Source organism: Pantoea sp. B550, assembly GCF_024158165.1.
GTDB lineage: Bacteria > Pseudomonadota > Gammaproteobacteria > Enterobacterales > Enterobacteriaceae > Pantoea > Pantoea alfalfae.
The window spans coordinates 346,084-372,373 of the sequence record NZ_JAMYXI010000003.1; the positions used below are offsets into that span (position 1 = coordinate 346,084).

General features: G+C 54.1%; 35 protein-coding genes and 1 pseudogene. 25 read left to right on the top strand and 11 right to left on the bottom strand.

The window, feature by feature from the left end:
• Positions 1-134: 134 nt before the first annotated feature.
• Positions 135-686 carry a DUF6037 family protein gene (locus NIM72_RS04725; RefSeq protein WP_253419040.1) on the top strand — a complete coding sequence of 184 codons (552 nt, stop codon included), beginning with the start codon at positions 135-137 and terminating at the stop codon, positions 684-686.
• Positions 687-829: 143 nt separating this feature from the next.
• Here NIM72_RS04725 and NIM72_RS04730 read toward each other — a convergent pair whose 3' ends face one another.
• Together NIM72_RS04730 and NIM72_RS04735 are read right to left on the bottom strand one after the other, a co-directional pair.
• Positions 830-1,597 (bottom strand): antitermination protein, encoded by a 768-nt coding sequence (locus tag NIM72_RS04730; protein ID WP_253419043.1) that lies wholly within the window; start codon positions 1,595-1,597, stop codon positions 830-832.
• Complete coding sequence (locus NIM72_RS04735; RefSeq protein WP_253419046.1) at positions 1,594-1,872, bottom strand: recombination protein NinG; 279 nt, start codon at positions 1,870-1,872, stop codon at positions 1,594-1,596. Before NIM72_RS04735 ends, NIM72_RS04730 begins: the two co-directional genes overlap by 4 nt.
• 47 nt (positions 1,873-1,919) lie before the next feature.
• Between NIM72_RS04735 and NIM72_RS04740 the strand changes: the two genes are divergently transcribed.
• The 5 genes and pseudogenes from NIM72_RS04740 (at position 1,920) to NIM72_RS04760 (ending at position 3,608) form a co-directional block, all read left to right on the top strand.
• On the top strand, positions 1,920-2,027 hold the full coding sequence (locus NIM72_RS04740) for a protease FtsH-inhibitory lysogeny factor CIII (protein WP_253419048.1): 108 nt from the start codon (positions 1,920-1,922) through the stop codon (positions 2,025-2,027).
• Positions 2,024-2,164, top strand: coding sequence for a hypothetical protein (locus NIM72_RS04745; RefSeq protein ID WP_253419050.1), 141 nt, complete (start codon positions 2,024-2,026; stop codon positions 2,162-2,164). The genes NIM72_RS04740 and NIM72_RS04745 overlap by 4 nt, the downstream gene beginning before the upstream one ends.
• On the top strand, positions 2,161-2,472 hold the full coding sequence (locus NIM72_RS04750) for a hypothetical protein (protein ID WP_253419053.1): 312 nt from the start codon (positions 2,161-2,163) through the stop codon (positions 2,470-2,472). Before NIM72_RS04745 ends, NIM72_RS04750 begins: the two co-directional genes overlap by 4 nt.
• Positions 2,472-2,987, top strand: a pseudogene (locus tag NIM72_RS04755) (PD-(D/E)XK nuclease-like domain-containing protein); the annotation flags it as partial. The gene NIM72_RS04750 and the pseudogene NIM72_RS04755, both read left to right, overlap by 1 nt.
• A gap of 186 nt (positions 2,988-3,173) precedes the next feature.
• Complete coding sequence (locus tag NIM72_RS04760; protein ID WP_256497747.1) at positions 3,174-3,608, top strand: site-specific integrase; 435 nt, start codon at positions 3,174-3,176, stop codon at positions 3,606-3,608.
• 325 nt (positions 3,609-3,933) lie between these two features.
• Here the strand turns inward: NIM72_RS04760 and fliE are convergent, their stop codons facing one another.
• Positions 3,934-4,245, bottom strand: a complete 312-nt coding sequence (gene fliE, locus NIM72_RS04765; protein WP_013358280.1) for a flagellar hook-basal body complex protein FliE — start codon at positions 4,243-4,245, stop codon at positions 3,934-3,936.
• A gap of 233 nt (positions 4,246-4,478) precedes the next feature.
• On the opposite strand from fliE, the gene fliF reads away from it, so the two are divergent.
• From fliF to NIM72_RS04840, 15 genes are all read left to right on the top strand, one after another.
• Positions 4,479-6,200: a flagellar basal-body MS-ring/collar protein FliF gene (fliF, locus tag NIM72_RS04770; protein ID WP_161736212.1), complete on the top strand. Its 1,722-nt coding sequence runs from the start codon at positions 4,479-4,481 to the stop codon at positions 6,198-6,200.
• Positions 6,197-7,189 (top strand): flagellar motor switch protein FliG, encoded by a 993-nt coding sequence (gene fliG / locus NIM72_RS04775; protein ID WP_013358282.1) that lies wholly within the window; start codon positions 6,197-6,199, stop codon positions 7,187-7,189. The genes fliF and fliG overlap by 4 nt, the downstream gene beginning before the upstream one ends.
• Positions 7,182-7,874, top strand: coding sequence for a flagellar assembly protein FliH (gene fliH / locus NIM72_RS04780; RefSeq protein WP_161736211.1), 693 nt, complete (start codon positions 7,182-7,184; stop codon positions 7,872-7,874). Before fliG ends, fliH begins: the two co-directional genes overlap by 8 nt.
• The gene (gene fliI, locus NIM72_RS04785; protein ID WP_161736210.1) at positions 7,874-9,244 is read left to right on the top strand and encodes a flagellar protein export ATPase FliI; all 1,371 of its coding nucleotides are present in this window, start codon (positions 7,874-7,876) and stop codon (positions 9,242-9,244) included. The genes fliH and fliI overlap by 1 nt, the downstream gene beginning before the upstream one ends.
• A 19-nt stretch (positions 9,245-9,263) precedes the next feature.
• Positions 9,264-9,707, top strand: coding sequence for a flagellar export protein FliJ (fliJ, locus tag NIM72_RS04790; protein WP_003854478.1), 444 nt, complete (start codon positions 9,264-9,266; stop codon positions 9,705-9,707).
• Positions 9,704-10,987: a flagellar hook-length control protein FliK gene (locus tag NIM72_RS04795; protein WP_253419056.1), complete on the top strand. Its 1,284-nt coding sequence runs from the start codon at positions 9,704-9,706 to the stop codon at positions 10,985-10,987. The genes fliJ and NIM72_RS04795 overlap by 4 nt, the downstream gene beginning before the upstream one ends.
• 127 nt (positions 10,988-11,114) lie before the next feature.
• Positions 11,115-11,600 (top strand): flagellar basal body-associated protein FliL, encoded by a 486-nt coding sequence (gene fliL, locus NIM72_RS04800; RefSeq protein ID WP_013358286.1) that lies wholly within the window; start codon positions 11,115-11,117, stop codon positions 11,598-11,600.
• A 4-nt stretch (positions 11,601-11,604) separates the two neighbouring features.
• On the top strand, positions 11,605-12,612 hold the full coding sequence (gene fliM / locus NIM72_RS04805) for a flagellar motor switch protein FliM (protein WP_013358287.1): 1,008 nt from the start codon (positions 11,605-11,607) through the stop codon (positions 12,610-12,612).
• On the top strand, positions 12,605-13,012 hold the full coding sequence (gene fliN / locus NIM72_RS04810; protein ID WP_033733054.1) for a flagellar motor switch protein FliN: 408 nt from the start codon (positions 12,605-12,607) through the stop codon (positions 13,010-13,012). Before fliM ends, fliN begins: the two co-directional genes overlap by 8 nt.
• A 10-nt stretch (positions 13,013-13,022) precedes the next feature.
• Positions 13,023-13,421 carry a flagellar biosynthetic protein FliO gene (gene fliO, locus NIM72_RS04815; protein WP_161736208.1) on the top strand — a complete coding sequence of 133 codons (399 nt, stop codon included), beginning with the start codon at positions 13,023-13,025 and terminating at the stop codon, positions 13,419-13,421.
• Complete coding sequence (gene fliP, locus NIM72_RS04820) at positions 13,421-14,152, top strand: flagellar type III secretion system pore protein FliP (RefSeq protein WP_031593200.1); 732 nt, start codon at positions 13,421-13,423, stop codon at positions 14,150-14,152. Before fliO ends, fliP begins: the two co-directional genes overlap by 1 nt.
• A gap of 25 nt (positions 14,153-14,177) precedes the next feature.
• Positions 14,178-14,447 carry a flagellar biosynthesis protein FliQ gene (gene fliQ / locus NIM72_RS04825; RefSeq protein WP_003854466.1) on the top strand — a complete coding sequence of 90 codons (270 nt, stop codon included), beginning with the start codon at positions 14,178-14,180 and terminating at the stop codon, positions 14,445-14,447.
• Positions 14,447-15,232, top strand: a complete 786-nt coding sequence (gene fliR / locus NIM72_RS04830; protein ID WP_061062740.1) for a flagellar biosynthetic protein FliR — start codon at positions 14,447-14,449, stop codon at positions 15,230-15,232. The genes fliQ and fliR overlap by 1 nt, the downstream gene beginning before the upstream one ends.
• Positions 15,233-15,859: 627 nt before the next feature.
• The gene (gene rcsA, locus NIM72_RS04835; protein WP_010247685.1) at positions 15,860-16,495 is read left to right on the top strand and encodes a transcriptional regulator RcsA; all 636 of its coding nucleotides are present in this window, start codon (positions 15,860-15,862) and stop codon (positions 16,493-16,495) included.
• Between the two features lie 140 nt (positions 16,496-16,635).
• On the top strand, positions 16,636-18,342 hold the full coding sequence (locus NIM72_RS04840; protein ID WP_161736207.1) for a methyl-accepting chemotaxis protein: 1,707 nt from the start codon (positions 16,636-16,638) through the stop codon (positions 18,340-18,342).
• Between the two features lie 105 nt (positions 18,343-18,447).
• Here NIM72_RS04840 and dsrB read toward each other — a convergent pair whose 3' ends face one another.
• Both dsrB and NIM72_RS04850 read right to left on the bottom strand, forming a co-directional pair.
• Positions 18,448-18,642 (bottom strand): protein DsrB, encoded by a 195-nt coding sequence (gene dsrB / locus NIM72_RS04845; protein ID WP_013358293.1) that lies wholly within the window; start codon positions 18,640-18,642, stop codon positions 18,448-18,450.
• A 62-nt stretch (positions 18,643-18,704) separates the two neighbouring features.
• Positions 18,705-18,863, bottom strand: a complete 159-nt coding sequence (locus NIM72_RS04850; protein ID WP_013358294.1) for a YqaE/Pmp3 family membrane protein — start codon at positions 18,861-18,863, stop codon at positions 18,705-18,707.
• Positions 18,864-19,179: 316 nt separating this feature from the next.
• Between NIM72_RS04850 and NIM72_RS04855 the strand changes: the two genes are divergently transcribed.
• The 3 genes from NIM72_RS04855 to NIM72_RS04865 all read left to right on the top strand — a co-directional run bounded on the left by NIM72_RS04855 (position 19,180) and on the right by NIM72_RS04865 (position 21,809).
• Positions 19,180-19,413, top strand: a complete 234-nt coding sequence (locus NIM72_RS04855; protein WP_013358295.1) for a DUF2525 domain-containing protein — start codon at positions 19,180-19,182, stop codon at positions 19,411-19,413.
• Between the two features lie 353 nt (positions 19,414-19,766).
• Positions 19,767-20,558 carry a mannosyl-3-phosphoglycerate phosphatase-related protein gene (locus NIM72_RS04860; RefSeq protein WP_222925332.1) on the top strand — a complete coding sequence of 264 codons (792 nt, stop codon included), beginning with the start codon at positions 19,767-19,769 and terminating at the stop codon, positions 20,556-20,558.
• A 30-nt stretch (positions 20,559-20,588) separates the two neighbouring features.
• Positions 20,589-21,809 carry a glycosyl transferase gene (locus tag NIM72_RS04865; protein WP_013358297.1) on the top strand — a complete coding sequence of 407 codons (1,221 nt, stop codon included), beginning with the start codon at positions 20,589-20,591 and terminating at the stop codon, positions 21,807-21,809.
• An 86-nt stretch (positions 21,810-21,895) separates the two neighbouring features.
• On the opposite strand, the gene NIM72_RS04870 is transcribed toward NIM72_RS04865, so the two are convergent.
• The 5 genes from NIM72_RS04870 to NIM72_RS04885 all read right to left on the bottom strand — a co-directional run bounded on the left by NIM72_RS04870 (position 21,896) and on the right by NIM72_RS04885 (position 24,152).
• Positions 21,896-22,075 carry a YodC family protein gene (locus NIM72_RS04870; protein ID WP_161736204.1) on the bottom strand — a complete coding sequence of 60 codons (180 nt, stop codon included), beginning with the start codon at positions 22,073-22,075 and terminating at the stop codon, positions 21,896-21,898.
• 182 nt (positions 22,076-22,257) lie between these two features.
• On the bottom strand, positions 22,258-22,389 hold the full coding sequence (locus tag NIM72_RS21490) for a hypothetical protein (RefSeq protein ID WP_256497435.1): 132 nt from the start codon (positions 22,387-22,389) through the stop codon (positions 22,258-22,260).
• Between the two features lie 33 nt (positions 22,390-22,422).
• Positions 22,423-23,334: a DUF808 domain-containing protein gene (locus NIM72_RS04875; protein WP_161736203.1), complete on the bottom strand. Its 912-nt coding sequence runs from the start codon at positions 23,332-23,334 to the stop codon at positions 22,423-22,425.
• Between the two features lie 10 nt (positions 23,335-23,344).
• Positions 23,345-23,620 (bottom strand): hypothetical protein, encoded by a 276-nt coding sequence (locus NIM72_RS04880; RefSeq protein ID WP_090959971.1) that lies wholly within the window; start codon positions 23,618-23,620, stop codon positions 23,345-23,347.
• Between the two features lie 52 nt (positions 23,621-23,672).
• Entirely contained in the window at positions 23,673-24,152 is a 480-nt protein-coding gene (locus tag NIM72_RS04885; RefSeq protein ID WP_161736202.1) for a very short patch repair endonuclease, read from the bottom strand.
• A gap of 189 nt (positions 24,153-24,341) precedes the next feature.
• Here NIM72_RS04885 and dcm point away from each other — a divergent pair, with 189 nt between their 5' ends.
• Positions 24,342-25,727, top strand: a complete 1,386-nt coding sequence (dcm, locus tag NIM72_RS04890) for a DNA (cytosine-5-)-methyltransferase (protein ID WP_253419059.1) — start codon at positions 24,342-24,344, stop codon at positions 25,725-25,727.
• 268 nt (positions 25,728-25,995) lie between these two features.
• On the opposite strand, the gene NIM72_RS04895 is transcribed toward dcm, so the two are convergent.
• Positions 25,996-26,277, bottom strand: a complete 282-nt coding sequence (locus NIM72_RS04895) for an Arc family DNA-binding protein (protein ID WP_253419061.1) — start codon at positions 26,275-26,277, stop codon at positions 25,996-25,998.
• Positions 26,278-26,290 lie beyond the last annotated feature (13 nt).

Consider the following 26,290-nt stretch of genomic DNA (forward strand, 5'->3'; position numbering starts at 1 on the left):
TTTGCCAGGGGGATTGGGATACATCTTGATTGAAAGTAGCCTAGCTGATTGAAAGGAATAGATTAAAAATCTGGTCGCACCTGCCTCTACTTGTTAAAGTTAAGCTTCCCTTACTATTTTTTATTGGAGGAGAAATGCAATTAGAAGGACTTCGTCCGCTACATGCGGATATGAAGCGAAACAATGTCAAGCGTACTCAGTTCCAGTATCGCCATAATAATGTGGTTTTTGATGTAATTTTCTTTACTGATAGTGACCCTTTTCAATTGCTTTTTGGAGCAATAGGCCATAAATGCAGCTTCATATTTGATGTGACTAAGGGGTATCAAGTTGCTCCCATAATCAAGCCTCGTTCTGCTTACTATGAATTATGTCGGATTTTAGGTCTCACATATGATCCTGATAATCCTTTCAGACCTCAAAATTTTCTAAGTCACTTTTCAGACCATATTCCTTCGACAATAACTTCTGGAAAGGAGCCTGTGGCCCTAACTACACAATTTGCCGAAATCGTTGATGATGGGGACAAAATTTACTTTAGCCATTGGAGAAATAACGGAGAGTCAAGCCACGTAAGTGAACAAAATCTTGAGAAAACCTATAAGGCCTTTGGCGAAACAATCTCTGAATTCTGTCGCATCAGAAATATCAGTAGTTGCTGGTCAGTAAAGGATAAAAAAAAGTAAAAAGTAAAAAGTAAAAAGCCCAAGGGGTTAACCTCGGGCTTAAATTCGTTAAACGAAGGCAGAAATCCCATCGTTGGAGCCAAATTACCACAGTTTCGGGAAAAGTAAATAGCTCACGATAAAATAACGCACTATTTTTTATATTATGATGTAACTTTTGCAAGGGAGCGGTTGGCCCATGCCTCTTCAATCTCAAGCTTAGTTATGAGTGAATCGTAAAACGGCTTAATACTCTTCTTCCAGGTGTCGAGTGATATCCCCTCGGTCACATTACATGTCGCCCGATGCGCTTCGGTTGAAGGGATTCGCTCATAGCCTCTCCCAGAGCAGCGCTTACAATCACCCATGACCGGTACGCCCTGCGTTTCTGTCTGTTTGCGATCGAGTGCCCGCCCACGGCCAGAACAGTCGTTGCATGATGCTGATACAACCCCGCGTCCCTCGCAGGATTTACAGCGTACCCGCACAACTTCGCGCACGTTCCGCTTTATACCCCCTGCCAGCGGTGACTTCATCGTGAAAACGTCAGCGTCAATGAAGCCTACGCCCGAACAGCATTCACATGACTTAACGCTGGCTGCGCTTCGGCAATAATCCAGATAGGCGTATGTTGCGAGCACTTGCATTACGGCTGGTTTACTATCAATTCCGAGCTTACGAAGGGCTGCAACCCTGTCGCAGGTTTGAAGTGCATGCTGAGTTAATAAGGTGATCGCTCGAACGCTGTCATGTTTACTGAGTCCCATCTTGCCTAGAAACGCGCTGTAGCCCATTTCAGCGCGGCTCTGAGCCATACCCATTGCCGCCATTACATCAGTACCCGTCAGGACTTCTGAGGCTGTGGCAGGGGTTGTTGCCGTATAATTTGGAGATTTTGGTGAGTGGAATTTAATGGCACTTTCAAGGTTCATGCTGTCTCCTGTCTTGTTTTTATCAACTCTCTGATTTTCTGCCGGTAATCTGCTGCCAGCTCCTGCAACTCCTCACGCGTCCACTTTTTCAGTTCATGCGGGCCCATCAGGCGATCGAATGCGGACTGCCCAATTTTCGCGATGAGCTGCGGCCTGTACTCCCCGATATTCCCGGACAGGTATGAATTGCAGTGCTCACACTGGAGGTGGCAGTTGGTTTCGTCATAACGGGTTTCTTTGCTGGCACCTACCGTGCGGTAGTGACCGGCGTTCATCTTCGCGCCTGTATTGCGGCCACAGCTGATGCACGGCCGGCGCCGTCGTGGGCGCTGCTCAGTTAGATGAATCACTGCTCGACACCATCACCCGCCGCCTCCGCACTGGCTGGCGCAACCTTATCAACACTATTAATCAAAGGGGCCAGCCATGAACGCGCCGGCATCAGCAAAGCAGCATAAGAAGCAGCGGAGCGATATAGAACGCCAGCGCGAGATGCTGGAAAAAACGAAGGATTTCACGTTCATCAATCTGATGCTGAGAAGCCTTGGTTTGGGAGAGAAGAAATGAGACTGAACAGAACAGCCCGGCATGAGGTGCAGGATATCGCCGACAACCTGCCGGAGAGCGAACTGGAGTTAATCGCCGCTGAAGTCGATGCGCGGATGAACCAGCACAAGACGAACCCGTTAATGCCTGCTCTGTGCGCCTTCCTGACGAAGCATTACGACTACCCGGCCATTGAGATGTTCGATGAAGACGATGAGCAGCACGAAGCCGCTGAGGCGTTTTTACGTGAGGCGATGGTGCGGGTTGCGCGTCGTGAAGTGGCGATCGGGATTTACCGCAACAAACATGGAAATCAGGAGGCAGCGTAATGCAGCCTGGCATCTACTACGACCTCAGCAATGAGGAATATCACGGCGGCCCGGGCATCAGCAAATCGCAACTGGACGACATCGCTATCAACCCGGCCATCTTCCAGTGGCGCAAAGGGGCGCCGGAAGATGATGAAAAGAAGGCAGCGCTGGACATGGGAACGGCGCTGCACTGCCTTCTGCTGGAGCCAGATGAGTTTGATAAGCGGTTTATTGTTGCCCCTGAGTTCAACCGCCGGACCAATGAAGGCAAAGCGAGCGAGAAAGCCTTTTTGCAGGACTGCGCAGGGCTGGGCATGACGGTGATGAATGCTGAGGAAGGTCGAAAGCTTAAGCTGATGCGCGCCAGTGCCCTCGCCCATCCGGCGGCGCGCTGGCTGCTGGAAGCTGAGGGGCATCAGGAAACGTCAATTTACTGGAACGACGATCAGACAGGCGAACTTTGCCGTATCAGGCCAGATAAATTTCTGTCAGGTCAGCCCGTCATCGTCGACGTGAAAAAGGTGGCCGACATCCGGTCAGTCATGCAGAAGGATATTCTCAACCTGCGCATCGAGCTTCTGAATGGCAGCTACTTTACCGGCAGGAAGATGAATATAGAAAAGAAAGGCAGGACGGCGGCCACGGTTAATTCCAGCATGGCAGACCTGAAAGCGATCTTCGCCTTTGCTCATGGCAACGGGTACATTGAGGCAAATCCAATGACAGGAATAAAACCTCTCAAAAAATCCAATAAGCGTCCGGATCCGATTACCCGAGAAGAGTACCCCCGCCTCATCGCGGCATGCTCAACACGCCAGACGGCAAACATGTGGTCACTTGCCATCCTGACTGGGTTGCGCCATGGCGAGATATGCGCTCTGGCCTGGGAAGATGTGGACCTTGAGGCAAAGACGCTGACAGTCAGCCGCAACCTGACACCGCAGGGATTATTCACGCCACCCAAGACAGAAGCTGGCAACCGTGTCATATGCCTGATAGATGCAGCCGTTGATATTCTGCGTGATCAAAGAGAGCTTACCCGAATGTATCCTCAGACCTCTTTCTCTTTTCATACCAGGGAGTATGGCGAGCGAATTGAGGAACAGAAGACATTCGTGTTCAATCCCGGCGTGAACGCAGTCAACGTGAGGTAGAAAGCCTATTACTCAACAGAGTCTCTTGTACAGATATGAAACGGCGCACTGAGGCGTGCAGGCCTGCGTCACCGGAAAGCCTATCAATCACGTCATTCGTTCGCGTGCTGGGCTCTTTCAGCAGGCGCAAACCCGAACTACGTTGCATCGCAAATGGGTCACTCCGATGCGCAGATGGTGTACCGGGTTTATGGCGCCTGGATATCAGAGAACAATACCGACCAGCTATCACTCATCAACACGAAAATGAGCGATCTTGTGCTACATACGTGCTCCACTAAAGTGGCAGTATGATAAAACTTAACAGCTTCAGACAGTTACCCGCCTAAACCTGCATATTCATAATTTCACTGTACGCCGACACCAGCTTGTTCCTGACCTGAATCCCCATCTGCATGGAGATGGATGATTTCTGCAGATCGACCATCACATCATTCAGCGCGATGCCGGGTTTCCCCATCTCAAAATCCTGCGCCTGGGTGCGGGCGGTGGTCTGCGTTTCGCTAATCTTATCCAGCGCCGCTTTCATGGTTGCGCCAAAATCGATCTGATTAGTGGCTTCACTGCTGCGGTTACTGGCCTGCAGTGAGGTCGCCTGAAGCTGCTGCAGTACGCCGTCAATTGCCTGAATGGACATGAACGATACCTTATTAAAGAGGATGACATTTTTTGATGTGAGGAAAAGTTAGCACGTTGTCAATGAGACAAAGCCGCTAAATGACAGCAAAAAACCTACCTTATCCAGCCATCGAATTTTGCTTATCACCTAATAATGCCTGGCATTGAAGTGGAAATTTTATCTACGCAGGTCAGGGAGTCTGTTTTGCCATCTCAACTTACCCGGTCAATTACGTCAGGCAGGAATCGGTCATGAATGCGAGCACAGCCGCCACAACAGAACAAGAAAAGAAAGGCTTCGGTGACCTGCTCGCTCGCCTGCGCGCAAATCCGCGTATTCCTTTAATCGTCGCGGCGGCTGCCGTGGTGGCGATCGTGATCGCGATGGTGCTGTGGGCCAAGCAGCCCAGCTATAGCGTCCTTTATAACAACCTCACTGATGAAGATGGCGGTGCCATCGTCACCCAGCTGACGCAGATGAACATCCCCTATCGCTTCGCCGAAAACGGTGGCGCACTGATGGTGCCGGAAGCGAACGTGCATGAGCTGCGTCTGCGTCTGGCTCAGCAGGGTCTGCCAAAAGGCGGATCGGTGGGCTTTGAGCTGCTGGATAAAGAGAAGTTCGGTATCAGCCAGTTCAGCGAGCAGGTTAACTACCAGCGCGCGCTGGAAGGCGAACTGGCCCGCACCATCGAATCACTGGGTCCGGTCAAAAGCGCCCGCGTTCATCTGGCGATGCCAAAACCCACCTTATTTGTGCGTGAGCAGAAAGCGCCATCCGCCTCTGTCACCTTAACCCTGCAGCCTGGCCGTGCGCTGGATGAAGGCCAGATTCAGGCCATCGCCCACATGGTTTCAAGCAGCGTCGCCGGTTTACCGCCGGGCAACGTCACCGTGGTCGATCAGACCGGTCGCCTGCTGACCCGTTCTGATAACGCCGGTCGCGATCTGAATGACGCGCAGCTGAAGTACTCTTCTGAAGTTGAAGCACGCTACCAGCAACGTATCGAAGCGATCCTGAATCCGATTCTTGGCCAGGGCAATGTGCATGCGCAGGTTACCGCACAGATTAACTTTGACACCAGCGAGCAAACCGACGAGAAATATCAGCCTAACGCTAACCCGTCGAACACGGCGATCCGTTCGCGTCAGACCAGCACCAGTGACCAGTCGGGCAGCCCTTATCCGGGTGGCGTGCCAGGCGCGCTCTCTAACCAGCCTGCGCCAGCCAACACCGCGCCGGTCACGACTAACAATGCAGCCAACGGTCAGGCCGCGAATGGTCAGAACAACGCAGCGAATAACGCTAACCAGACCACCAGCACCGCACCGGCCAGCTCAGGACCGACTAATTCACGTCGTGATGACACGGTGAACTACGAACTGGATCGCTCCATTCGTCATACCAAAGTTAACGTCGGCGACGTACAGCGTCTGTCGGTTGCGGTCGTCGTGAACTTCCGTGCAGATGATAAAGGCAAAGCGGTTGCGCTGAACGAGCAGCAGCTGAAGCAGATTGAAGACCTGACCCGCGAAGCGATGGGTTACTCCCAGACGCGTGGCGACAGCGTCAACGTGGTGAACTCGCAGTTCAACACCACTGAAGCAGTGACCGCCGATCTGCCCTTCTGGCAACAGCAGTCCTTCTTTGATCAGCTGATGAACGCCGGTAAGTGGCTGTTGATTGCCCTGGTCGCCTTTATCCTCTACCGCAAACTGGTTCGTCCGCACCTGGTTCGTAAGCAGGCCGCCGAGAAAGCCGCTGCCGAAGCCGTTGCTGCCCGCGCCGCTGCACAACAGCCAGAAGAAGAAGCCTTTAATGTGCAGCTCAGCAAAGATGAGCTTGATCAGGAACGTAAGTCTAACAACCGCATGAGCGCAGAAGTGATGAGTCAACGCATCCGCGACATGTCAGAAAACGATCCGCGCGTTGTTGCGCTGGTGATTCGCGAATGGATGAGTAAAGAGCTATGAGTCTGACCGGAACCGAAAAAAGCGCCATCCTGATGATGACCATCGGCGAAGAGCGCGCTGCGGAAGTTTTCAAACACCTGAACCAGCGCGAAGTACAACACCTGAGCGCGGCGATGGCCAATATGCGTCAGGTGTCACACAAGCAGCTGACTGAAATACTGCGTGAGTTCGAAACCGATGCTGAGCAGTTTGCTGCATTGAGCCTGAACTCCAACGAATACCTGCGTTCAGTGCTCACCCGTGCGCTGGGCGAAGAGCGCGCCTCCAGCCTGCTGGAGGACATTCTCGAAACGCGCGAAACCACCAGCGGGATGGAAACGCTCAATTTTATGGAGCCGCAGGCTGCCGCCGACCTTATCCGGGACGAGCATCCACAGATCATCGCCACCATCCTGGTCCACCTCAAGCGTGGTCAGGCCGCCGATATTGTGGCGCTGTTCGACGAACGTCTGCGTCACGATGTCATGCTGCGTATCGCCACCTTTGGTGGTGTGCAGCCAGCCGCGCTGGCCGAACTGACCGAAGTGCTGAATGGCCTGCTGGATGGCACCAACCTCAAGCGCGCGAAGATGGGCGGCGTGAGAACCGCAGCCGAGATCATCAACCTGATGAAAACGCAGCAGGAAGAGGCCGTTATCGAAGCGGTACGCGACTTCGATGGCGAACTGGCGCAGAAAATTATCGACGAGATGTTCCTGTTCGAAAACCTGGTGGAAGTGGACGACCGCAGCATCCAGCGTCTGTTGCAGGAAGTGGAGTCCGAACAGTTGCTGGTTGCACTGAAAGGTTCCGAGCAGCCACTGCGCGAGAAGTTCCTCAAAAACATGTCAGCCCGTGCGGCCGATATCCTGCGCGACGATCTGGCCAACCGGGGTCCGGTGCGTATGTCCGCTGTGGAGAACGAACAGAAAGCGATCCTGCTTGTGGTCCGTCGCCTGGCCGAATCGGGCGAGATGGTGATTGGTGGTGGCGAGGAAACTTATGTCTGATGCATTTTCTGCCCGCCCCTGGCAGCTGTGGCAGCCCACCGATTTAGGTCGTTTTGACGAGCCTGAACCGGAGCTGCAGCCAGAAATTTACGAAGCTGAAGACGGCGTGGATGAGCAGCAACAGCAGCTCGAACGTCTGCAGCAGCAGATGCGCAAAGAGGCGCAGGGCCAGGGCTACAACGAAGGCTATCAGCAGGGTATGACTGAAGGTCAGAAAGCAGGCTACGACGCCGGTTTTCAGCAGGGACTGGCCGATGCCCGGCAGCAGCAGGCACCGCTTCAGGCGCGGATGCAGCAACTGGTGACGGAGTTCCAGAACACGCTGGAGTCACTGGACAGCGTGATTGCTGCCCGTCTGATGCAGCTGGCGCTGGAAGCGGCTCGCTCGGTTATTGGCCAGGCCACCACGGTAGATGGTACCGCCCTGCTGCGCCAGATTCAGGGTCTGCTGCAGCAGGAACCGATGTTCAGCGGCAAACCACAGCTGCGTGTTCACCCGGACGACTTACAGCGTATTGAGCAGACTTTAGGTCCGACGCTGGATCTGCATGGCTGGCGGCTGATCGCAGACAGCACCCTGCACCCTGGCGGCTGCAAACTCAGCGCTGAAGATGGCGATCTGGATGCCAGCGTCGCAACGCGCTGGCAGGAACTCTGCCGTCTCGCTGCGCCAGGAGAAATCTGATGACTACCCGTCTGAACCGCTGGCTGGGCTCACTCGACGCCTTTGAAAAACGCATCGCCCAGGTGCAGCCGGTGCGCCGTTATGGCCGCCTGACCCGCGCGACCGGCCTGGTGCTGGAAGCGACGGGTTTACAGCTGCCGCTGGGTGCGACCTGCATCATCGAACGCAACGATGGCAAAACCATCAGCGAAATCGAAAGTGAAGTGGTGGGATTCAACGGTCAGAAACTGCTGATGATGCCACTGGAAGAAGTGGACGGTATTTTACCGGGGGCGCGGGTCTATGCGCGTCAGAATGGCGATAACCCGCAGGCGGGCAAACAGCTGATGCTGGGGCCGGAACTGCTGGGCCGCGTGCTCGACGGTAGCGGCCGACCGCTGGACGGTCTGCCGTCGCCGGATACCGGCTATCGCGCACCGCTGATCACCCCGCCGTTTAACCCGCTGCAGCGTACGCCGATTACTGATGTGCTGGATACCGGCGTACGTGCCATTAATGCCCTGCTGACGGTCGGTCGCGGGCAGCGTATGGGACTGTTTGCCGGTTCAGGCGTGGGGAAAAGCGTGCTGCTCGGCATGATGGCGCGCTACACCAAAGCAGACGTTATCGTAGTCGGTCTGATTGGCGAACGTGGCCGCGAAGTTAAAGATTTTATCGAAAACATTCTGGGTGCTGAAGGCCGCGCCCGTTCGGTGGTAATTGCTGCCCCGGCGGATGTTTCGCCACTGCTGCGTATGCAGGGTGCCGCTTACGCCACCCGTATCGCTGAAGATTTTCGCGATCGCGGCAAGCATGTGCTGCTGATTATGGATTCCCTGACCCGCTACGCCATGGCGCAGCGTGAAATCGCCCTGGCGATTGGTGAGCCACCGGCAACCAAAGGCTACCCGCCTTCTGTATTCGCCAAACTGCCTGCGCTGGTTGAACGCGCCGGTAACGGCATCGACGGCGGCGGTTCGATCACCGCCTTCTATACCGTCCTGACCGAAGGCGACGATCAGCAGGATCCGATCGCGGACTCCGCGCGCGCCATCCTTGACGGCCATATCGTGCTGTCGCGCCGGCTTGGCGAAGCGGGTCACTATCCGGCGATTGATATCGAAGCCTCAATCAGCCGTGCGATGACCTCGCTGATCGATGAGAACCACTATGCGCAGGTGCGCCAGTTCAAGCAGTTGCTCTCCAGCTTCCAGCGTAACCGCGATCTGGTCAGCGTCGGGGCCTATGCCGCCGGCAGCGATCCGATGCTCGATAAAGCCATCAGGCTCTATCCGCAGATGGAAGCCTTCCTGCAACAGGGCATCTTTGAGCGCAGCGATTATGACGACGCCAGCCTGCATCTGCATGCGCTGTTTGGCTCGTCACAATAATTAACGCGAGGTAACGGCAATGAAAACTGCAAATGCCATTGATACGCTGCGCGACTTAGCGGAGCAGGATCTCGAACGTGCCGCCATCTATTTAGGCGATATGCGCCGCGGCCAGCACGCCGCTAACGAGCAGCTGACGATGCTGCTCGATTATCAGGACGAGTATCGCAACAAGCTCAACGATGACATGTCATCCGGCATCGCCAGCACCCGCTGGACGAACTATCACCAGTTTATTCAGACGCTGGAAAAAGCGATTGAGCAGCATCGCAACCAGCTTAATAACTGGAATCAGCGGCTGGAGCAGGCGCTGATTAACTGGCGCGACAAACAGCAGCGGCTGAACGCCTATCAAACCCTGATAACGCGGGCAGCGGAAAATGCATTACGACAGGAAAACCGTCTCGATCAGAAACGGATGGATGAATTTGCCCAACGGGCCGCATCGAGGAGAGGCGAATGATTACGCTGCCACACATTGGCATAAAAGCGGCGGCTAAAACCGACGCGGAACCATCCGGCGCGACGGACCTGGTAGCAGGGGCTGATGCCCTGCCACAGGACTTTCTGACCACGCTGGGAAACCAGCTGGCAGGCCTGGCGAAACAACCGGGAAAAGCGGCGCAATCCGCTGACGTCAAAGCAGAAACTGCCGATGACGCCCGCCCGAAGGCGCCGCTGAATGCGCTGATGGCGGCGCTGGATAATCCTGCTGAACTGACCGCTCTGTTTAAGCCGGAAAATATTAAAGGTGGGTCAAAATCAGCCGATGATAAAGACAAGCCGGAGGCCGCACCTTTAAGCGCCAGTGACATGCAGAATGTGCAGGCACTGTTTGCCATGTTACCGGGTGCGGTAACGCCGACAGCGACGCCTTCGACGCCGGTCAGCAGTGAAGCCGGTGAGCTGATTGCCCAGACCGACACCGGCCGGAAAAGTCAGACCGCGCTGACGCAACTGCTGAACAGCGCGCAGCAGGGCCACGCACCGGATAGCCCTGCGCCGGGTAAAGATGAGAAGCATGATGCTAAAGGTGCCGCACTGAATTCACCTGCGGTGAACAGCTCCGCCAGTCAGAGTCAGCCCGCCGCGCAAAGTGCGACCAGCAGCGGCCTGACGCTCGACAGCAGCTTCCAGCAGGCGCTAAGCAATATGGTGAAGCAGGATGATCAGAGTGCGATCAAAGCCAGCACCAGCGACAACGCGATCAGCGCCACGCCGTTCGCCAGTGCCAGCAGCCTGCCCGCGCCAGTGACCGCCTCTGCGACCAGCAGCACCCCGTCCACCCCGATGCTGAATTCACAGCTGGGCAGCGACGAGTGGCAGCAGGCGCTGAGTCAGCAGATCGTGATGTTCAGCCGCAACGGCCAGCAGAACGCGGAGTTGCGTTTACATCCGGAAGACCTTGGCGCTATCCAGATCAGCCTGAAACTGGACAACGACCAGGCACAAATTAGTCTGGTTTCCAGCCATAGCCACGTCAGATCGGCACTGGAAGCCGCGATACCGCAGCTGCGCAGCGCGCTGGCAGAGAGCGGTATCAACCTGGGCGAGAGTCAGGTGAGCAGTGACAGTTCCGCGCAGGGCCAGCAATTCCAGCAACAACAGGAGGCGCGCCGCGATGGACAGCATGGCCGCTTCTCTCTCACCCAGGACAGTGACACCGACATTACGCCGATCGCCGTTCCCGCCGCCCTTCAGGCTCGCGTTAACGGCAACAGCGCCGTCGACACTTTCGCCTGACAGCGGCAAACGCTGAAGGTAAGCGTAAAACCCGCGTCTTTTCTACCCATTGGTTTGACTTAAGACGCGGATAATCTGTCCCGTGAGCCGAGAGGCTTGCCCATAATTCACAGGAAGTAACTGCACCATGTCTGATAACGCGAAAGCAAAAGGCAGCAAACGTAAAATCTTAATACCAGTGTTGATCATTCTGACGCTGGCCGCTTGCAGCGTGGCAGGCTATGCAGTCTGGCGAATGATGAATAAACACGAGGGCGATAAGCCTGAGGTGGCGAAAGTTGAACCGCCTCCCGCTCCGGTCTTTTTTGCACTTGATACATTTACGGTTAACCTGGTCAATCCCGACAACGATCCTGACCGCGTGCTTTACGTAGGCTTTACCCTGCGTCTGGCCGATGAAGAGTCCCGGAGTCGGATGAATGACTATCTGCCTGAGGTGCGCAGCCGTCTGCTGCTGCTGCTCTCGCGTCAGAGTGCTGCGGCGCTGGCGACGGAGCAAGGAAAACAGGCGCTTGTTGAACAAATCAAACAGGCGCTGACACCTCCGCTGGTAAAAGGTCAACCTCCGCAGGCCGTAAACGACGTGCTGTTTACTGCCTTCATTTTGAGGTGAATCAATGGGCGATAGCATTCTCTCCCAGGCTGAAATTGACGCCCTTTTAAACGGCGACAGTGGCAGCGCGGAAGAAGAAAAGAAACAAAATGGGCCGGAAGGCGATATTCGTCCTTACGACCCGAATACCCAGCGCCGCGTGGTGCGCGAGCGTTTGCAGGCGCTGGAAATTATTAACGAGCGTTTTGCCCGTAGTTTCCGTATGACGCTGTTTAACCTGTTGCGCCGTAGCCCGGACATCAGCGTCGGGGCGATTAAGATTCAGCCGTATCACGAGTTTGCCCGCAATCTGCCGGTGCCAACCAACCTGAATCTGATCCACCTGAAACCGCTGCGCGGCACGGCGCTGGTGGTGTTCTCACCCAGCCTGGTGTTTATCGCCGTCGACAACCTGTTTGGTGGTGACGGACGTTTTCCGACGAAAGTCGAAGGCCGTGAGTTTACCCATACCGAGCAGCGCGTTATCCGCCGCATGCTGAAGCTGGCGCTGGATGGTTACAGCGACGCATGGAAGGCTATTTATCCCCTGGACGTCGAGTATGTACGTTCAGAGATGCAGGTAAAGTTCACCAACATCACCACTTCACCGAACGACATCGTGGTTAACACGCCGTTCCAGGTGGAGATTGGTAACCTGGTGGGTGAGTTTAATATCTGCATCCCGTTTTCAATGATTGAACCGCTGCGCGAGCTGCTGGTGAATCCACCGCTCGAAAACTCACGTCAGGAAGATAACCACTGGCGCGATAACCTGGTCAAACAGGTGCAGCACTCTGAGCTGGAACTGATTGCTCACTTTGCCGAAACGTCACTGCGTCTCTCACGGATTCTGCAACTGAAACCCGGTGATGTGCTGCCGATTGAGAAGCCGGAACGCATTATCGCCCATGTCGATAGCGTACCGGTCTTAACCAGCCAATATGGCACGATGAATGGGCAATATGCGCTCCGTGTCGAACACCTGATTAACCCGATTTTGAATTCGCTTAACGAGGAACAGCCCCATGACTGACAGTAATAAACCGTCTGACGATATCTCTGCGGACGATCTGTGGGCTGAAGCAATGAACGAGCAGGTCGGCAGCAGCAGTGCGCCGCAGACCGATGACGTCTTTAAGTCATTCGACAGCGGCAATGTCGCGGGCTCGTTGCAGGATATCGATCTGATTATGGATATCCCGGTGAAACTCACCGTCGAACTGGGCCGCACCAAGATGACCATCAAAGAGCTGCTGCGCCTGGCGCAGGGTTCGGTGGTAGCACTGGACGGACTGGCAGGTGAGCCGCTGGATATTCTGATCAACGGTTACCTGATTGCACAGGGTGAAGTGGTGGTGGTGAACGACAAATATGGCGTTCGTATCACTGACATCATCACCCCGTCTGAACGTATGCGTCGTCTGAGTCGCTAAGAGTCACATTATGAATAGCCAGAATCAAACGCTGCAACCGGCCGCACCGCACGCACAGGCGATTTCGACCGGTTCTATGCTGGCACAGGTCAGCAGCGTGTTAGCAGTGATTATTTTATTGATTCTGGCCTGCGCCTGGCTGGCACGCCGTGCCGGCTTTGCGCCGAAAAAGGTCAGTGGTCAGGAGCTGAAACTCACGGCCAGCGTCTCAGTGGGCCAGCGTGAGCGGGTGGTGATTGTCGATACTGCCGATGCGCGTCTGGTGCTGGGCGTCACTGCCCAGCAGATTACTCATCTGCATACGCTGCCGCCGGGTGAACCGGTCTCTGTGACGCCAGTAAACAGTGCGCCACAGGATTTTCGTCAGCTGTTACAGAATCTGGTTAAACGTCCCGGAAAACCACAATGATGCGTCGACTGCTTCCTTTATTGCCACTGCTGTTACTGGCACCGGTTGCCCATGCCCAGTTGCCGGGCCTGGTGAGTCACTCACTGCCGAATGGCGGTCAGAGCTGGTCACTGCCGGTACAGACGCTGGTCTTTATCACTGCGCTGACCTTTATTCCGGCCGTGCTGCTGATGATGACCAGCTTCACCCGTATCATCATTGTGTTTGGTTTACTGCGTAACGCGCTGGGCACGCCCTCTGCGCCGCCTAACCAGGTGTTGCTCGGACTGTCGCTGTTTCTGACTTTCTTTATTATGGCACCGACCTTCGACAAGATTTATCAGGATGCTTACCTGCCGTTCAGCCAGGACAAGATCAGCATGGACGTGGCGATTGATAAAGGTGCCCAGCCGCTGCGCGAGTTTATGCTGCGTCAGACCCGTGAAGCGGATTTAGCCCTGTTTGCCCGTCTGGCGAATACCGCCCCGATTGCCGGTCCTGAAGCGGTGCCAATGCGTATTCTGCTGCCCGCCTATGTGACCAGCGAGCTCAAGACCGCGTTCCAGATTGGCTTTACCGTATTTATCCCGTTCCTGATCATCGACCTGGTGGTTGCCAGCGTGCTGATGGCGCTGGGGATGATGATGGTACCGCCAGCGTCCATCGCGCTGCCGTTTAAACTGATGCTGTTTGTTCTGGTCGATGGCTGGCAACTGCTGGTCGGTTCACTGGCGCAAAGCTTCTACTCCTGATCCCCTTTTCTTACCGGAGCACGACATGACACCCGAATCAGTAATGGTAATGGGACAGGAAGCGATGCGCGTCGCCCTGATGCTGGCCGCCCCGCTGCTGCTGGCAGCCCTGGTCAGCGGTCTGCTGATCAGCCTGATCCAGGCGGCGACCCAGGTCAACGAACAGACCTTATCCTTTATTCCTAAGATCCTGGCGGTTGCCACCACCGGTATCATTGCCGGCCCGTGGATGCTGAATCTGCTGCTGGACTATATCCGGACCGTCTTTACCAACCTGCCTTATATCATCGGCTGATGATTACTCTCGACAGCAGCCAGCTGGTTCAGTGGGTCAGCCAGTTTTTCTGGCCACTGGTGCGCATCATGGCGTTGTTCGCTACTGCGCCGATCCTCAGTGAACGATCCGTCAGCAAACGTGTCAAAATCGGACTGGCGGTGATGATCACCTGGCTGCTGATGCCGCTGTTACCTGCTGTCAATGTCACCCTGTTTTCCCCTGCCGGTTTCTGGCTGCTGATCCAGCAGATGCTGATTGGTATCGCGCTGGGCTTTACCATGCAGTTTGCGTTTGCGGCGGTGCGCCTTGCCGGGGAAGTGATTGGATTGCAGATGGGCATTTCGTTCGCCACCTTTTTTGATCCTGGCAGCCGTCTGAACATGCCGGTGCTGGCCCGTTTTCTCGACATGCTGGCCATGCTGCTGTTTCTGACCTTTAACGGACATCTGTGGCTGATCTCACTGCTGGCGGACAGTTTTCACACGCTGCCGATTGGTGGCCACCCGCTAAATGCCAACGCATTTATGGCGCTGGTGAAATCCGGCGGATTAATTTTCCTTAATGGCATGATGTTAGCGCTGCCCTTAATCGTTTTGTTACTCATGGTAAATCTGGTACTGGGTTTGTTAAACCGTGTTTCACCACAGTTATCAATCTTCGCAATTGGCTTCCCGATTACCTTATCAGTCGGAATTTTAACCATCAGCCTGCTGATGCCCCTGCTGGCCCCGTTCTGTGAGCATTTGTTCAGTGAAATATTTGATTTACTGGCCCTGTTCCTGACAGAACTATCCCGTCCCTGAACATTAAGTTTCTAACTACCTTTGCTCAGCAACACTTAAGTATCGCAAAACCATCCCTGCATTTTCCGAACCATGTTTTCCAGAATGCAACTAAGGAAATTCTGATAAATGTGCTGAGAGTCTGAAAATAATTCTTATTAAACCGGGCTTCGCGTATTTTAGTTGGGTGGTTCACAGAAGCGGTCAGACTGTGAATGTGCATGCAAAACTGGCAATACACTGAATTCACAGGGAAAAAAACTTTAAGTGATTTTTCTTGTTAAAAAATGTTTTTTCCGGCATTGTCATCGCACGCTGAGACTTCACACTTTCGTAAAACAAATGTTTTTGAGAATTGTCCTATCAGAAAACTTCCTGTTTTCAGGGATAGTGACACAGCTCTCAAAAAATGAGCTTTACTGAATCTCCGGCACTTCACTGGCATTCCCCGCCATTGCCGGAGAATGTGTGACGTCATGGAAGCACAAATTTTTTGCAGAACGGGTCAGGGATGAAGACTTTTACGGGCGTTTGCCTGTTGCCACACTGCACGAGCAGAATAAAAAAGTACCTAAGAAATCTCTCTCGTACCGCAACGCGTATTCATCGTTGATTTAAACGGATAACAAATTGGTGAGGGTCGCTATTATGCCAACTATTATTATGGATTCCTGCAACTACACACGCCTGGGATTATCAGACTACATGTCTTTAAAGGGAGTTAAGAAGAAAAATATCTCTTCTGTCTCCGATATTGAGCAACTACAGCAAAAATGTGAGCAATTAAATCCTGGTGTCGTCTTTATTAATGAAGATTGTTTCATTCATGAGTCAGATTCCAGTGAACGTATCCGCAGTATTATTACGCAGCATCCTGATACGCTGTTCTTTATATTCATGGCGATTAGCAATATCCATTTTGAGGAATATCTCTACGTTCGTAAGAACCTGATTATTACATCAAAATCGATGAAGACATCGACCCTGGATTCCTTACTCAGCACCTATTTGCAGAAGAAGCTTAACCAGTCTGCGCGCATCTCTTCGGGCATGGATGTTCACCCGCTGACGCTGAGCCAGACTGAGTCAAACATGCTGAAGATGTGGATGTCAGGTCATGACACCATTCAGATCTCAGATAAAATGCAAATTAAGGCCAAAACGGTATCGTCACACAAAGGTAATATTAAACGCAAAATCAAAACCCATAATAAACAGGTTATTTATCATGTGGTGCGTTTAACCGATAATGTGACCTCGGGTATTTACGTTAATATTCGCTGATCGTCAGACCTGAAGAACCGGCCTTAATGGCCGGTTTTTTTTGCGCTGAATTGGGATCCAGGTCTCACTCTTGCTCCTAAGCCTTTACACTCTTTTGCCGATGTTAAGCCTTATAACAACAGCCTCAAGAGAGCAAGGATATGAACACTGCATTAGATAATAATGGACATAAAAGCGCTGGCATCTGGCAGAATCTCCGCCTGATGCCGCTGTTTAGCCTGATCTTCGGCGGCATATTGCTGCTGTTCGCACTCTGTATTGGTATCGCCAGTTACTTTCTTATCTCAAGCAACCACTCTCTCAATGATGCTACGGACGAAATCCAGGTTCGCATGGGCCTCGCTAACAGTTCCAACCACCTGCGTACGGCACGCCTGACCATTATTCAGGCCGGTGCCGCCGCGCGTATTGGTGAAATGGACGCGTTTCGCGCCAACGTGGCGGCTGCTGAAAAACGGATTCAGCAGGCTAAAGAGGGGTTTGCGGTCTATCAGGCACGTGAAGTGAAGACCCCCGCTGACGTTGAACTGGATGCCACGCTGCAGGCACGCTTCAACGATTACATCAATAAAGGCCTGATACCCATGATTAATGCCGGTAAACAGGGCAGCTTTGAGGGCATTATCGCCCAGGAGACGGACGTTACCCGCAGGCTGGATGATGACTATAACGCAGTGTTACTGAAGGCGATCAAAATTCGTACTGACCGCGCGAATGCTATTACTGCCGAAGCCGATCATCTGTCACGCATTGGCTTTATCTCGATGGCCGTGGCGTTTAGTGCCGCGCTGGTGCTGGTGCTGCTGACCTTTGTCTTCCTGCGACGCGTGGTGATTAACCCGCTGCGTCAGTCGGTGATGCGTATCGAACGCATTGCGCAGGGCGATCTGACCTCTGTTCCCCTGCCCTATGGCCGCAGTGAGATTGGTACGCTGATCCACAACCTGCAGCTGATGCAGCAGGCGCTGGTCACCACCGTCGGAACGGTGCGTGAAGGTGCTGTGGCGATTTATCAGGGCTCCAGCGAAATTTCAGCTGGTAACACCGATCTCTCTTCACGCACCGAGCAGCAGGCGGCAGCACTGGAGCAGACCGCTGCCAGCATGGAACAGCTCACCGCCACGGTAAAACAGAACGCCGAGAATGCCCATCACGCCAGCCAGCTGGCCGCGGATGCCTCTGGCAAGGCGCGCAGCGGGGGTGATCTGGTCGATAGCGTGGTGAAAACCATGACCAACATTTCCGGCAGCTCAAAGAAAATCGCTGAGATCACTAACGTCATTAACAGCATCGCGTTCCAGACCAACATCCTGGCGCTGAACGCAGCGGTTGAAGCAGCGCGCGCCGGAGAACAGGGTCGCGGCTTTGCGGTGGTGGCAAGCGAAGTGCGCAATCTGGCCCAGCGTAGTGCGCAGGCGGCCAAAGAGATTGAATCCCTGATTGCTGAGTCGGTCACGCTGATTAATGACGGTTCGCATCAGGTTGGCGCAGCGGGCAGTACCATGGGTGAGATTGTCGAGGCGGTACGTCGCGTCACCGATATTATGTCGGAAATCGCCGCGGCATCGGACGAACAGAGCCGGGGTATTCAGCAGGTGAGCCAGGCGGTCACTGAGATGGACAACGTCACACAGCAGAACGCCTCGCTGGTGGAAGAAGCCTCAGCAGCAGCAGCCTCGCTGGAAGATCAGGCGGGCAAACTGACACAGGCGGTAGCGGCATTCCGTCTGCAGGATTCGCCTGCCACGAAAAGTGTGGCCACCCGCGTCACATCACCAGCCAAAACATCCGCTCTGACACCGCGCCCGGCGCTGACCACCGGTAGTGATAACTGGGAAACCTTCTGACGCCAGGCAGGTAACTGGCAGCGGCTGTTGTCGACGGCAGCGGCGCTGAATGCAAAAAAGCCCCGTTACGTTTAACGTAACGGGGCTTTTTTATGCACGTCAGGCTCAGGCGTCGTGGTAAGGCTCGACGAAAATACCATCCGGCTGCTGCGTTTCATTAAAAAACCAGATGCCTAATGGATAATCTTCCAGCGCGACCAGAAACATGGTGCCTTCATTAAATGGCTCCATAGCCAGAATGGTGCCAACGCGACGCGGGCCGCCATCGGTTTTGACGCTGACGCGGTCATTTACCTTCATTTCGGTTCTCCTGATTATTTACTGCGTACAGTCTAAACGAAGAACCGGCGCGATGCAGCGCGTTAGCGGCGGGCAATGACCCAGACGGCATGAACGATACCAGGGATGTAACCACAGATCGTCAGCAGAATATTCAGCCAGAAAGCACCACCAAAACCGACCTGCATAAACACACCCAGCGGTGGCAGCAGAATTGCGATAATAATTCTTAAGATGTCCATAACCATTCCTTTAGGTATTGAAAAAAATCAGCTTTATCATCAACTATAGCCGAATCTGCTCTGTTCAGGGGCAAAGTCAGGTAAATCTGAGTAAGGACCATTTTTGCAATTTCTTAACATTTCACCGCAAGACTTCTTACGCGCCTGGCCTTTACACTTCCTCCACTGCACCACCCCCATAGGTGCAGCCACAACCTGAAGTAACAAGGATTTTGCCCGCGCAGCGCGGGCTTTTTTTTGCCTGCGATCTGCCCGGTCCCCTCTTTCTGCCCCGCGTTCTATACTGATTATTCTGTTTGCTCTCAGGAGTCAGAAAATGACAGACGAAAAGCAGCACACCGATATGCCGGCGTCCGATTTGAAGGTGGATGTTGAGGGTTTACTGGCGGCGATTCAGGCGAAAACGTCAGGAGAGATAAGGGAATATATGGAGCAGGGCCAGATGCCACGGCTCGAAGTTGAAGGCCAGATTTTCCACTCCTATACCGAACTGGCAGAAGCGTTTGAAATCGACATCTGTGACTATCGCGCCTATGAAGCTAACCGCTGAAATCGATTTCAAAAAAATACCCGGCGGGAAGGCCGGGTAAAAATTCAATTCGTTACACCAGGGAATTCTTAACACCTATGCAGATTACGCGATCGCGTCACCGAAACAAGTATCAGATATGCACGTTTTTGCAACGAACCGGGTCGTTGTAAGGCTATAGTTACCGAAAACACCGGGCCAGCCAGTGACTTAGCGCCTGCACATTTCTTGTATCCCCCGTTTTCCCCTCTTCTCTTTTAAGATTTATCCTGGATTTTCAGCCGGCGTGGCAGGAAAAAAAGTGTGAGCCATATTCAACTATAATATTGAAAAATCGCTGCTTTAGCCGCGAACGTGATGAAAGGAGCCTGTTAATGCCCGATCTTCAACAGCCGTTAATGATTATTACCGATCTCGATGGTTCGCTACTGGACCACCATACCTATCGCTGGGATGCGGCCACGGAGTGGCTCACCACACTAAAACAGTCCGCTATTCCGCTGGTGATCTGTTCCAGTAAGACGGCAGCCGAAATCATTCCGCTGCAAAAAAAACTTGGGATCAGTGGTTCACCCTTTATTGCCGAGAACGGTGCCGTGCTTCAGCTGCAGGATCAGCAGCGTATCCGTCTGCCTGATAACACGCTGACTTATGACGCTCTCTGCCAGCGGCTGGCTGCATTGAAAACAGCCTACCGCTTTACCGGCTTTCATGATTTCTCCGATCCGGAAGTGGCCTCAATGACCGGACTGAGTGAGGGAGATGCCGCGCTGGCACGCCAGCGCGACGCCTCTGAAGTGATTGTCTGGCGCGACAGCGATGAAGCTTTCGATAGCTTTCAGGAGGCACTGCGTGCTGAAGGGCTGGCGCTGACGCAGGGCGGACGTTTCTGGCATGTCATGCCAGCAGGCTGCGGCAAAGGTGAAGCGCTGCGCTGGCTGCTGGATCATGCCCCCGGTGAAGCGCCCATCACAATTGGTCTCGGTGACGGGCCGAATGATGCGCCGATGCTGGATGCAGTTGATTATGCCGTCGTGATTAAGGGCTACAGTAAAACACCGGTAACACTCAGCCGGACCGATCAGCAGCAGGTCTATCACACCGCTCACCATGGCCCCGAAGGCTGGCGTGAAGGGCTGGACTATTTTTTGACTCAATCTCAATAAGCTGCCCACGGGCATTAAAAGGATGATGCGATGAGTGACTTTTATCAGAATGGCGTAATCACCAACTTCCACAACCTTACCCACCGCAGCGTGGAGTCGCTGGAAAAAGAGATGGTTCGCTTTGCCCGCAAACGCAAAATGGGGCTGATCCTGCCATCGCTGTTTTCCGAACTTGAAGGTCCGGCGCTGACGAAAATCGTTGATGAGCTGGCCAAAGTGCCTTATCTGGACGAAATTGTCATTGGTCTGGATCGTGCTGACCGCGATCAGTTCCTGTTTGCCCGCGAGTTCTTCTCCCGCCTGCCGCAACGGCATCGCATCCTGTGGAACGATGGCCCGCGTCTGAAAGCCATTGATGCGGAACTGGATAAAGAGGGTCTGTCGCCCACCAACCCCGGCAAAGGCCGTAACGTCTGGTTCTGCACCGGTTATACGCTGGCGTCAGATCGCACCAGCTGTGTGGCGCTGCATGACTGCGATATCGTCACGTATGAGCGTGGCATGCTGGCCCGCCTGCTCTACCCGCTGGCCAACCCGGCGTTTCAGTATGAGTTCTGTAAGGGCTTCTACGCGCGCGTCGCGGATGGCAAGCTGAATGGCCGCGTCGGCCGTCTGCTGGTCGGGCCGCTGCTGCGCTCACTACAGAAAGTCTATGGCCATTCGGAATACCTGGATTACCTGACAAGCTTCCGCTATCCGCTCTCGGGCGAGTTTGCCATGCGAACGCATGTGCTGAACGGCATCAAGATCCCCGGCGACTGGGGACTGGAGATTGGCGTGCTGTCGGAGATTTATCGTAACTACACCACCCGCCAGTCGTGCCAGGTTGAGATCGCCGATAACTACGATCACAAGCATCAGCCGCTGGCAGAAGATGATGGCACCGGCGGCCTGAAGCGCATGAGCAGTGATATTGTCCAGTCACTGCTGCGCAAGCTCGCCACCATGGGTGTGCCGCTGACCAGCGACTCGTTCCGGGTGCTGAAAGCAACCTATTATCGTAATGCGCTGGATATGATGGAGACCTACAATCACGAAGCGGCAATGAACGGGCTGAAGTTTGATCAGCATGTGGAAGAGGCTGCGGTAGAGATGTTTACCCAGTCGATTCTGGAAGCAGGTCAGGCGTTTATTGAGCGTCCTAACGATAAGCCGTTTATACCGAGCTGGAGTCGTGTCCAGTCAGCCTTCCCGGATGTGCTGCAGCGGATCTATCAGGCGGTTGAAGAGGATAACGACGGTAACGTCTGAAAACAGGGCGGCACAGGGAGTGTGCCGGGCCATAGGCAGTCAGAAACCGGGCCTGGCGGGTCGCAGAACCCACAGGCCTGATGCTGTCAGCCCGCCAGTTGTTGTGCCGGATTCAGGGCGCAGAGTTCATCGCTGCGAAAAGCCTCGCTGCGCACGGCAAAGCCGTCATACCAGCGGCACTCCACCATGCCACTCGCGTAGCCGGTCACCACCATCGTCTGCCCCTCCTCCTTATGCTGCACTTCTTCACTGATTGCGAAAACCATAATGCGCTCCTTTCATGCGTGTTATTAACCTGAGTGATTATTTTCTTTATAGCAGGCAAAGCCGACCCTTGCCTGTTAAGGCACGCAAAAAAAGGGCGAATTCAGAATTAAGCAGCTGGATATGCGGAATATAAAAAAAGCGGATAAAACTTATCCGCTTTTATGAAGTGTTGACGCTGACGTCAGATTTTACAGCCTTCGCAATCGGCTTCGTCACCGAGATCATCCGGCACTTCGCTGGCTTTTTTCTCTGCTTTCGCTTCAGCCTGCTCAATTTGTGCGTCGATATCAAATTCAAACATGTCGTCGTTCATCGTCATTCTCCTGACCTTTAATCACAGTGCGCTTTATACCGATTTTCCGCGCACTCTGGCAATAAGGTTGACCACTAACAGCACGATCGACCCAATGATAAAGCCGAGCACCAGGTTAGCGCCGTTGCTGAGCAGCATCGCGATCCAGCTGCTGAAGCCACTGCTGACTTCCTCTATCAGATGATGCAGCGGCGTGATGCCATGCACCACAATGCCGCCGCCGACCAGGAACATGGCGATGGTGCCGACTACCGAGAGGATCTTCATCAGCCAGGGCGCGGCGGCCAGCAGCACACTGCCGATACCCTGCGCAACGCGCGACGGCTTTTCACGCAGCCAGAAACCGAGGTCATCAATTTTCACGATGGCCGCCACGATGCCGTAAACGCCTACCGTAACCAGAATTGCGATGCCCGCAAGGATAATCACCTGGTTGAGCAGCGGCGATTCCGATACGATGCCTAAGGTAATCGCAACAATTTCGGCTGACAGAATGAAATCGGTGCGCACTGCGCCCTTGATCTTCTTCTTCTCAAACTCGGCCGCATTCTGATTCGCCAGCGACTCGAGTCGCTGCTGACGCGCTTCCGGTGATTTGCTCTGCTTGTCATGCTGCAGACTGTGCATTACCTTCTCCACGCCTTCGTAGCAGAGATAGGCACCGCCAATCATCAGCAGCGGCGTAATCAGCCAGGGCGCAAACGCGGAGATAATCAGCGCCAGTGGCACCAGGATCAGTTTGTTAAGAAACGATCCTTTGGCAACGCCCCATACTACCGGCAGCTCACGGTTGGCTTTGACGCCGCTGACCTGCTGAGCATTCAGCGACAGATCGTCGCCCAGCACGCCAGCAGTCTTTTTCGCCGCCACTTTCCCCATGACGGAAATATCGTCCAGAAGTGTTGCAATATCATCAAGTAAAGTCAGTAAACTGGTTCCCGCCAAAATCTTATCCTTAGTCTGGTTCGTTATGTTGACAACATGGGCAGCGCTCAATTTCCGTAACAGTCATCTCCGCGATGCCCTCACAATCCCACTCTACCCGCACCGTCTCGCCTGCTGCTCCTTCAGCATGCAGATATTTGCTGACCGGGCTTTCAGTCATACCGGTGATCTCCTCCGTGGCGATAAGCCTGTCACCACAGTAAACCCGCGCGGTCGCTTTGGTATTCACCATCCGCTCGTCACGAATCTGGTAAAGGCGTTTTACCGTCAGTTTTATGCTGCTCATTTCAGGATCCTTGCCACGGAGAAAGCGCCGATCTAACCAATTATGTCTCTGATTAGCAATCGGCGTTGTAATGATGAATGCCCTGATGGTCGATCTCCGCACTCTCCGGCATCGCCAGCAGCCACTCCTCCAGCCGCTCCAGCAGATCCTGATCCGCCAGGCGCAGTTTGCCACGTAGCGCACACTCCCAGATGATCAGCACTTTCCAGCCGCTTTCCTGCAGCTGGCGCACATAACGCCGGTCACGTTCAACATTGCTGTTAATTTTTCCGGTCCAGAATTCTGTGCGCGTCGCCGGCAGCTTAAACAGATAGCAGTGATGACGATGCCAGAAGCAGCCATGAACAAAAATAATCGCCTGCTGTTCGGTCAGAACAAAATCAGGCCGTCCCGGCAGATTTTTATCCTGCACGCGAAAACTGAATCCCCGATCTTTCAGCAGCAGCGCAATACGTTGCTCAATGGCCGTATCCTGAGCGCGAATGGCACGCATATTTTTGCTGCGTGTTTCGCTGGAGTGAACATCAGCCATAACGTCTCCTTTTTTGCTGGTTCTGTAACTTTAGCCTGCGCCGCGAAAAGCGAAAGCTGTCGCCGGACGACTTCGGAGATTACGCCGCGAAACAGAACTTTCCGGTGGTCTGACACAGGGCACATCCCGGCAATTTCCTCGCAGCCTCTGGAGTGTTAGCATAGGCTCCTTACTGTTAAGGAAAAACGCATGCATTCCGCCGCCCTCGCTGAACCACTCTCTGCTGCACTTTCATCTGCTGATGCGTCTGAACTCTTTAGACAGGTGCTGGACATCTATTCGGTTCGTGATCTCACGGCCCGACTGCAGCAGGCGGGATTTTCCTGCTGGACGCCGGCCCTGCTGAACCGGATTCGTCAGGGTAAAAGCGTCCTGCCACCGCTGTGTGATGCGGAGCTGTCGCTGTTGCAGAGTCTGCTGCCGACCCGGCCCGCCCACTATGATAACCCTGAGTTTCGTTTTATCGATCTCTTTGCCGGGATTGGCGGCATCCGTAAAGGATTCGAGGCGATCGGCGGTAAGTGTGTGTTCACCAGTGAATGGAATAAAGAGGCGGTTCGCACTTACAAAGCCAATCACTACAGCGATCCGCTGGAGCATCACTTCAATACCGATATTCGTCAGGTGACCCAGCCTGAAGGTCTGACTGACGATGAAGCGATATACCGCGCGATTGATGCGGCAATCCCCGACCATCAGGTGCTGCTGGCCGGTTTTCCCTGCCAGCCTTTTTCGCTGGCGGGGGTCAGCAAGAAAAATGCGCTGGGCCGCGCCCACGGGTTTGAGTGTCAGGTACAGGGCACGCTGTTTTTCGATGTTGCGCGCATTCTGGCTGCCAAGAAGCCGCCATTTTTTGTGCTGGAGAATGTGAAAAACCTCAAAAGCCACGATAAGGGCCGCACCTTCGCCATTATCATGGAGACGCTGGATGAGCTGGGCTATGACGTGGCCGATGCCGGAGCCAGCAGCCCCGATGCCAAAGTGATCGATGCGCGCCACTTCCTGCCGCAGCATCGCGAACGCATTGTGCTGGTGGGGATTCGCCGTGACCTGAAAAAGCAGGACTTTACGCTGCGCGATATCCGCCGTTTCTACCCGGCGCAGGTCCCCAGCCTGCAGAGCCTGCTGGAGAGTGCGCCGGACGACAAATATATCCTGTCACCGGTGCTTTGGCGCTACCTCTACCAGTATGCGAAAAAACATAAAGCCAAAGGTAATGGCTTTGGCTTTGGCCTCAACGATCCGCGCAATCCTGACTGCTGCGTGCGGACGCTGTCAGCGCGTTACTACAAAGATGGCTCAGAGATTCTGATTGATCGCGGCTGGAACAGTGCGCTGGGCGAAGCGGAGTTTCAGGATGCGGATAATATGGCGCGTCGACCACGCCGCCTTTCCCCGCGCGAATGCGCGCGCCTGATGGGCTTTGATGTGCCGGGTCGCGAGCCGTTCCGCATTCCGGTTTCAGATACCCAGGCCTATAAGCAGTTTGGTAACTCGGTGGTGGTGCCGGTGTTTGCAGCGGTGGCTCAGCTGTTGCTGCCGCATATTCGTCAGCTGAAGTCGTCATCGAACTGAAATAAAAAAACCCGTCTTGCGACGGGTTTCAGGCTGATGAAGAACTTACATCTGACGATACTCACAGCAACAAATAAGCTCAACTCGCAGGGAACACGGTCAGAAGAGGAAAGCGTCCCGCGCCAGGACGGTGCGGGCCGAGCATGCCATGGATGGCGGCTTTTGCGTCTTTCCGATCTGACCGTGTTCCCTGAGCAGGCACAGTCTCATAGCGAAACGGTCCAGCCTTTCTCCAAAGTAAAAACCCGTCTGGCGACGGGTTTCTGTTTTATTTCTTCTTCTTGCCCTGCTTCTTGAGCAGCAACCGAATCTGCTTCAGCTCTGTTGCACTTAATGCATCGGTCTTCACGTCAGCGGCACTGGATCCCTCAGTCCCCTCTTCAGTGATGTCCTGATTATCAATGGCGGGATGCGGATGCGTTTCGAGACTGGCCTGCAAACGCTGCACAATTTCCTGGCTCATTGAAACCTGGTTTTCCAGCGCCAGCTGTTTAATCGTTTCTTTCAGTTCGGGATCAATTTTAATCGTTAAATTAACAGTTTCGGTCATCGGGCAGCTCCTT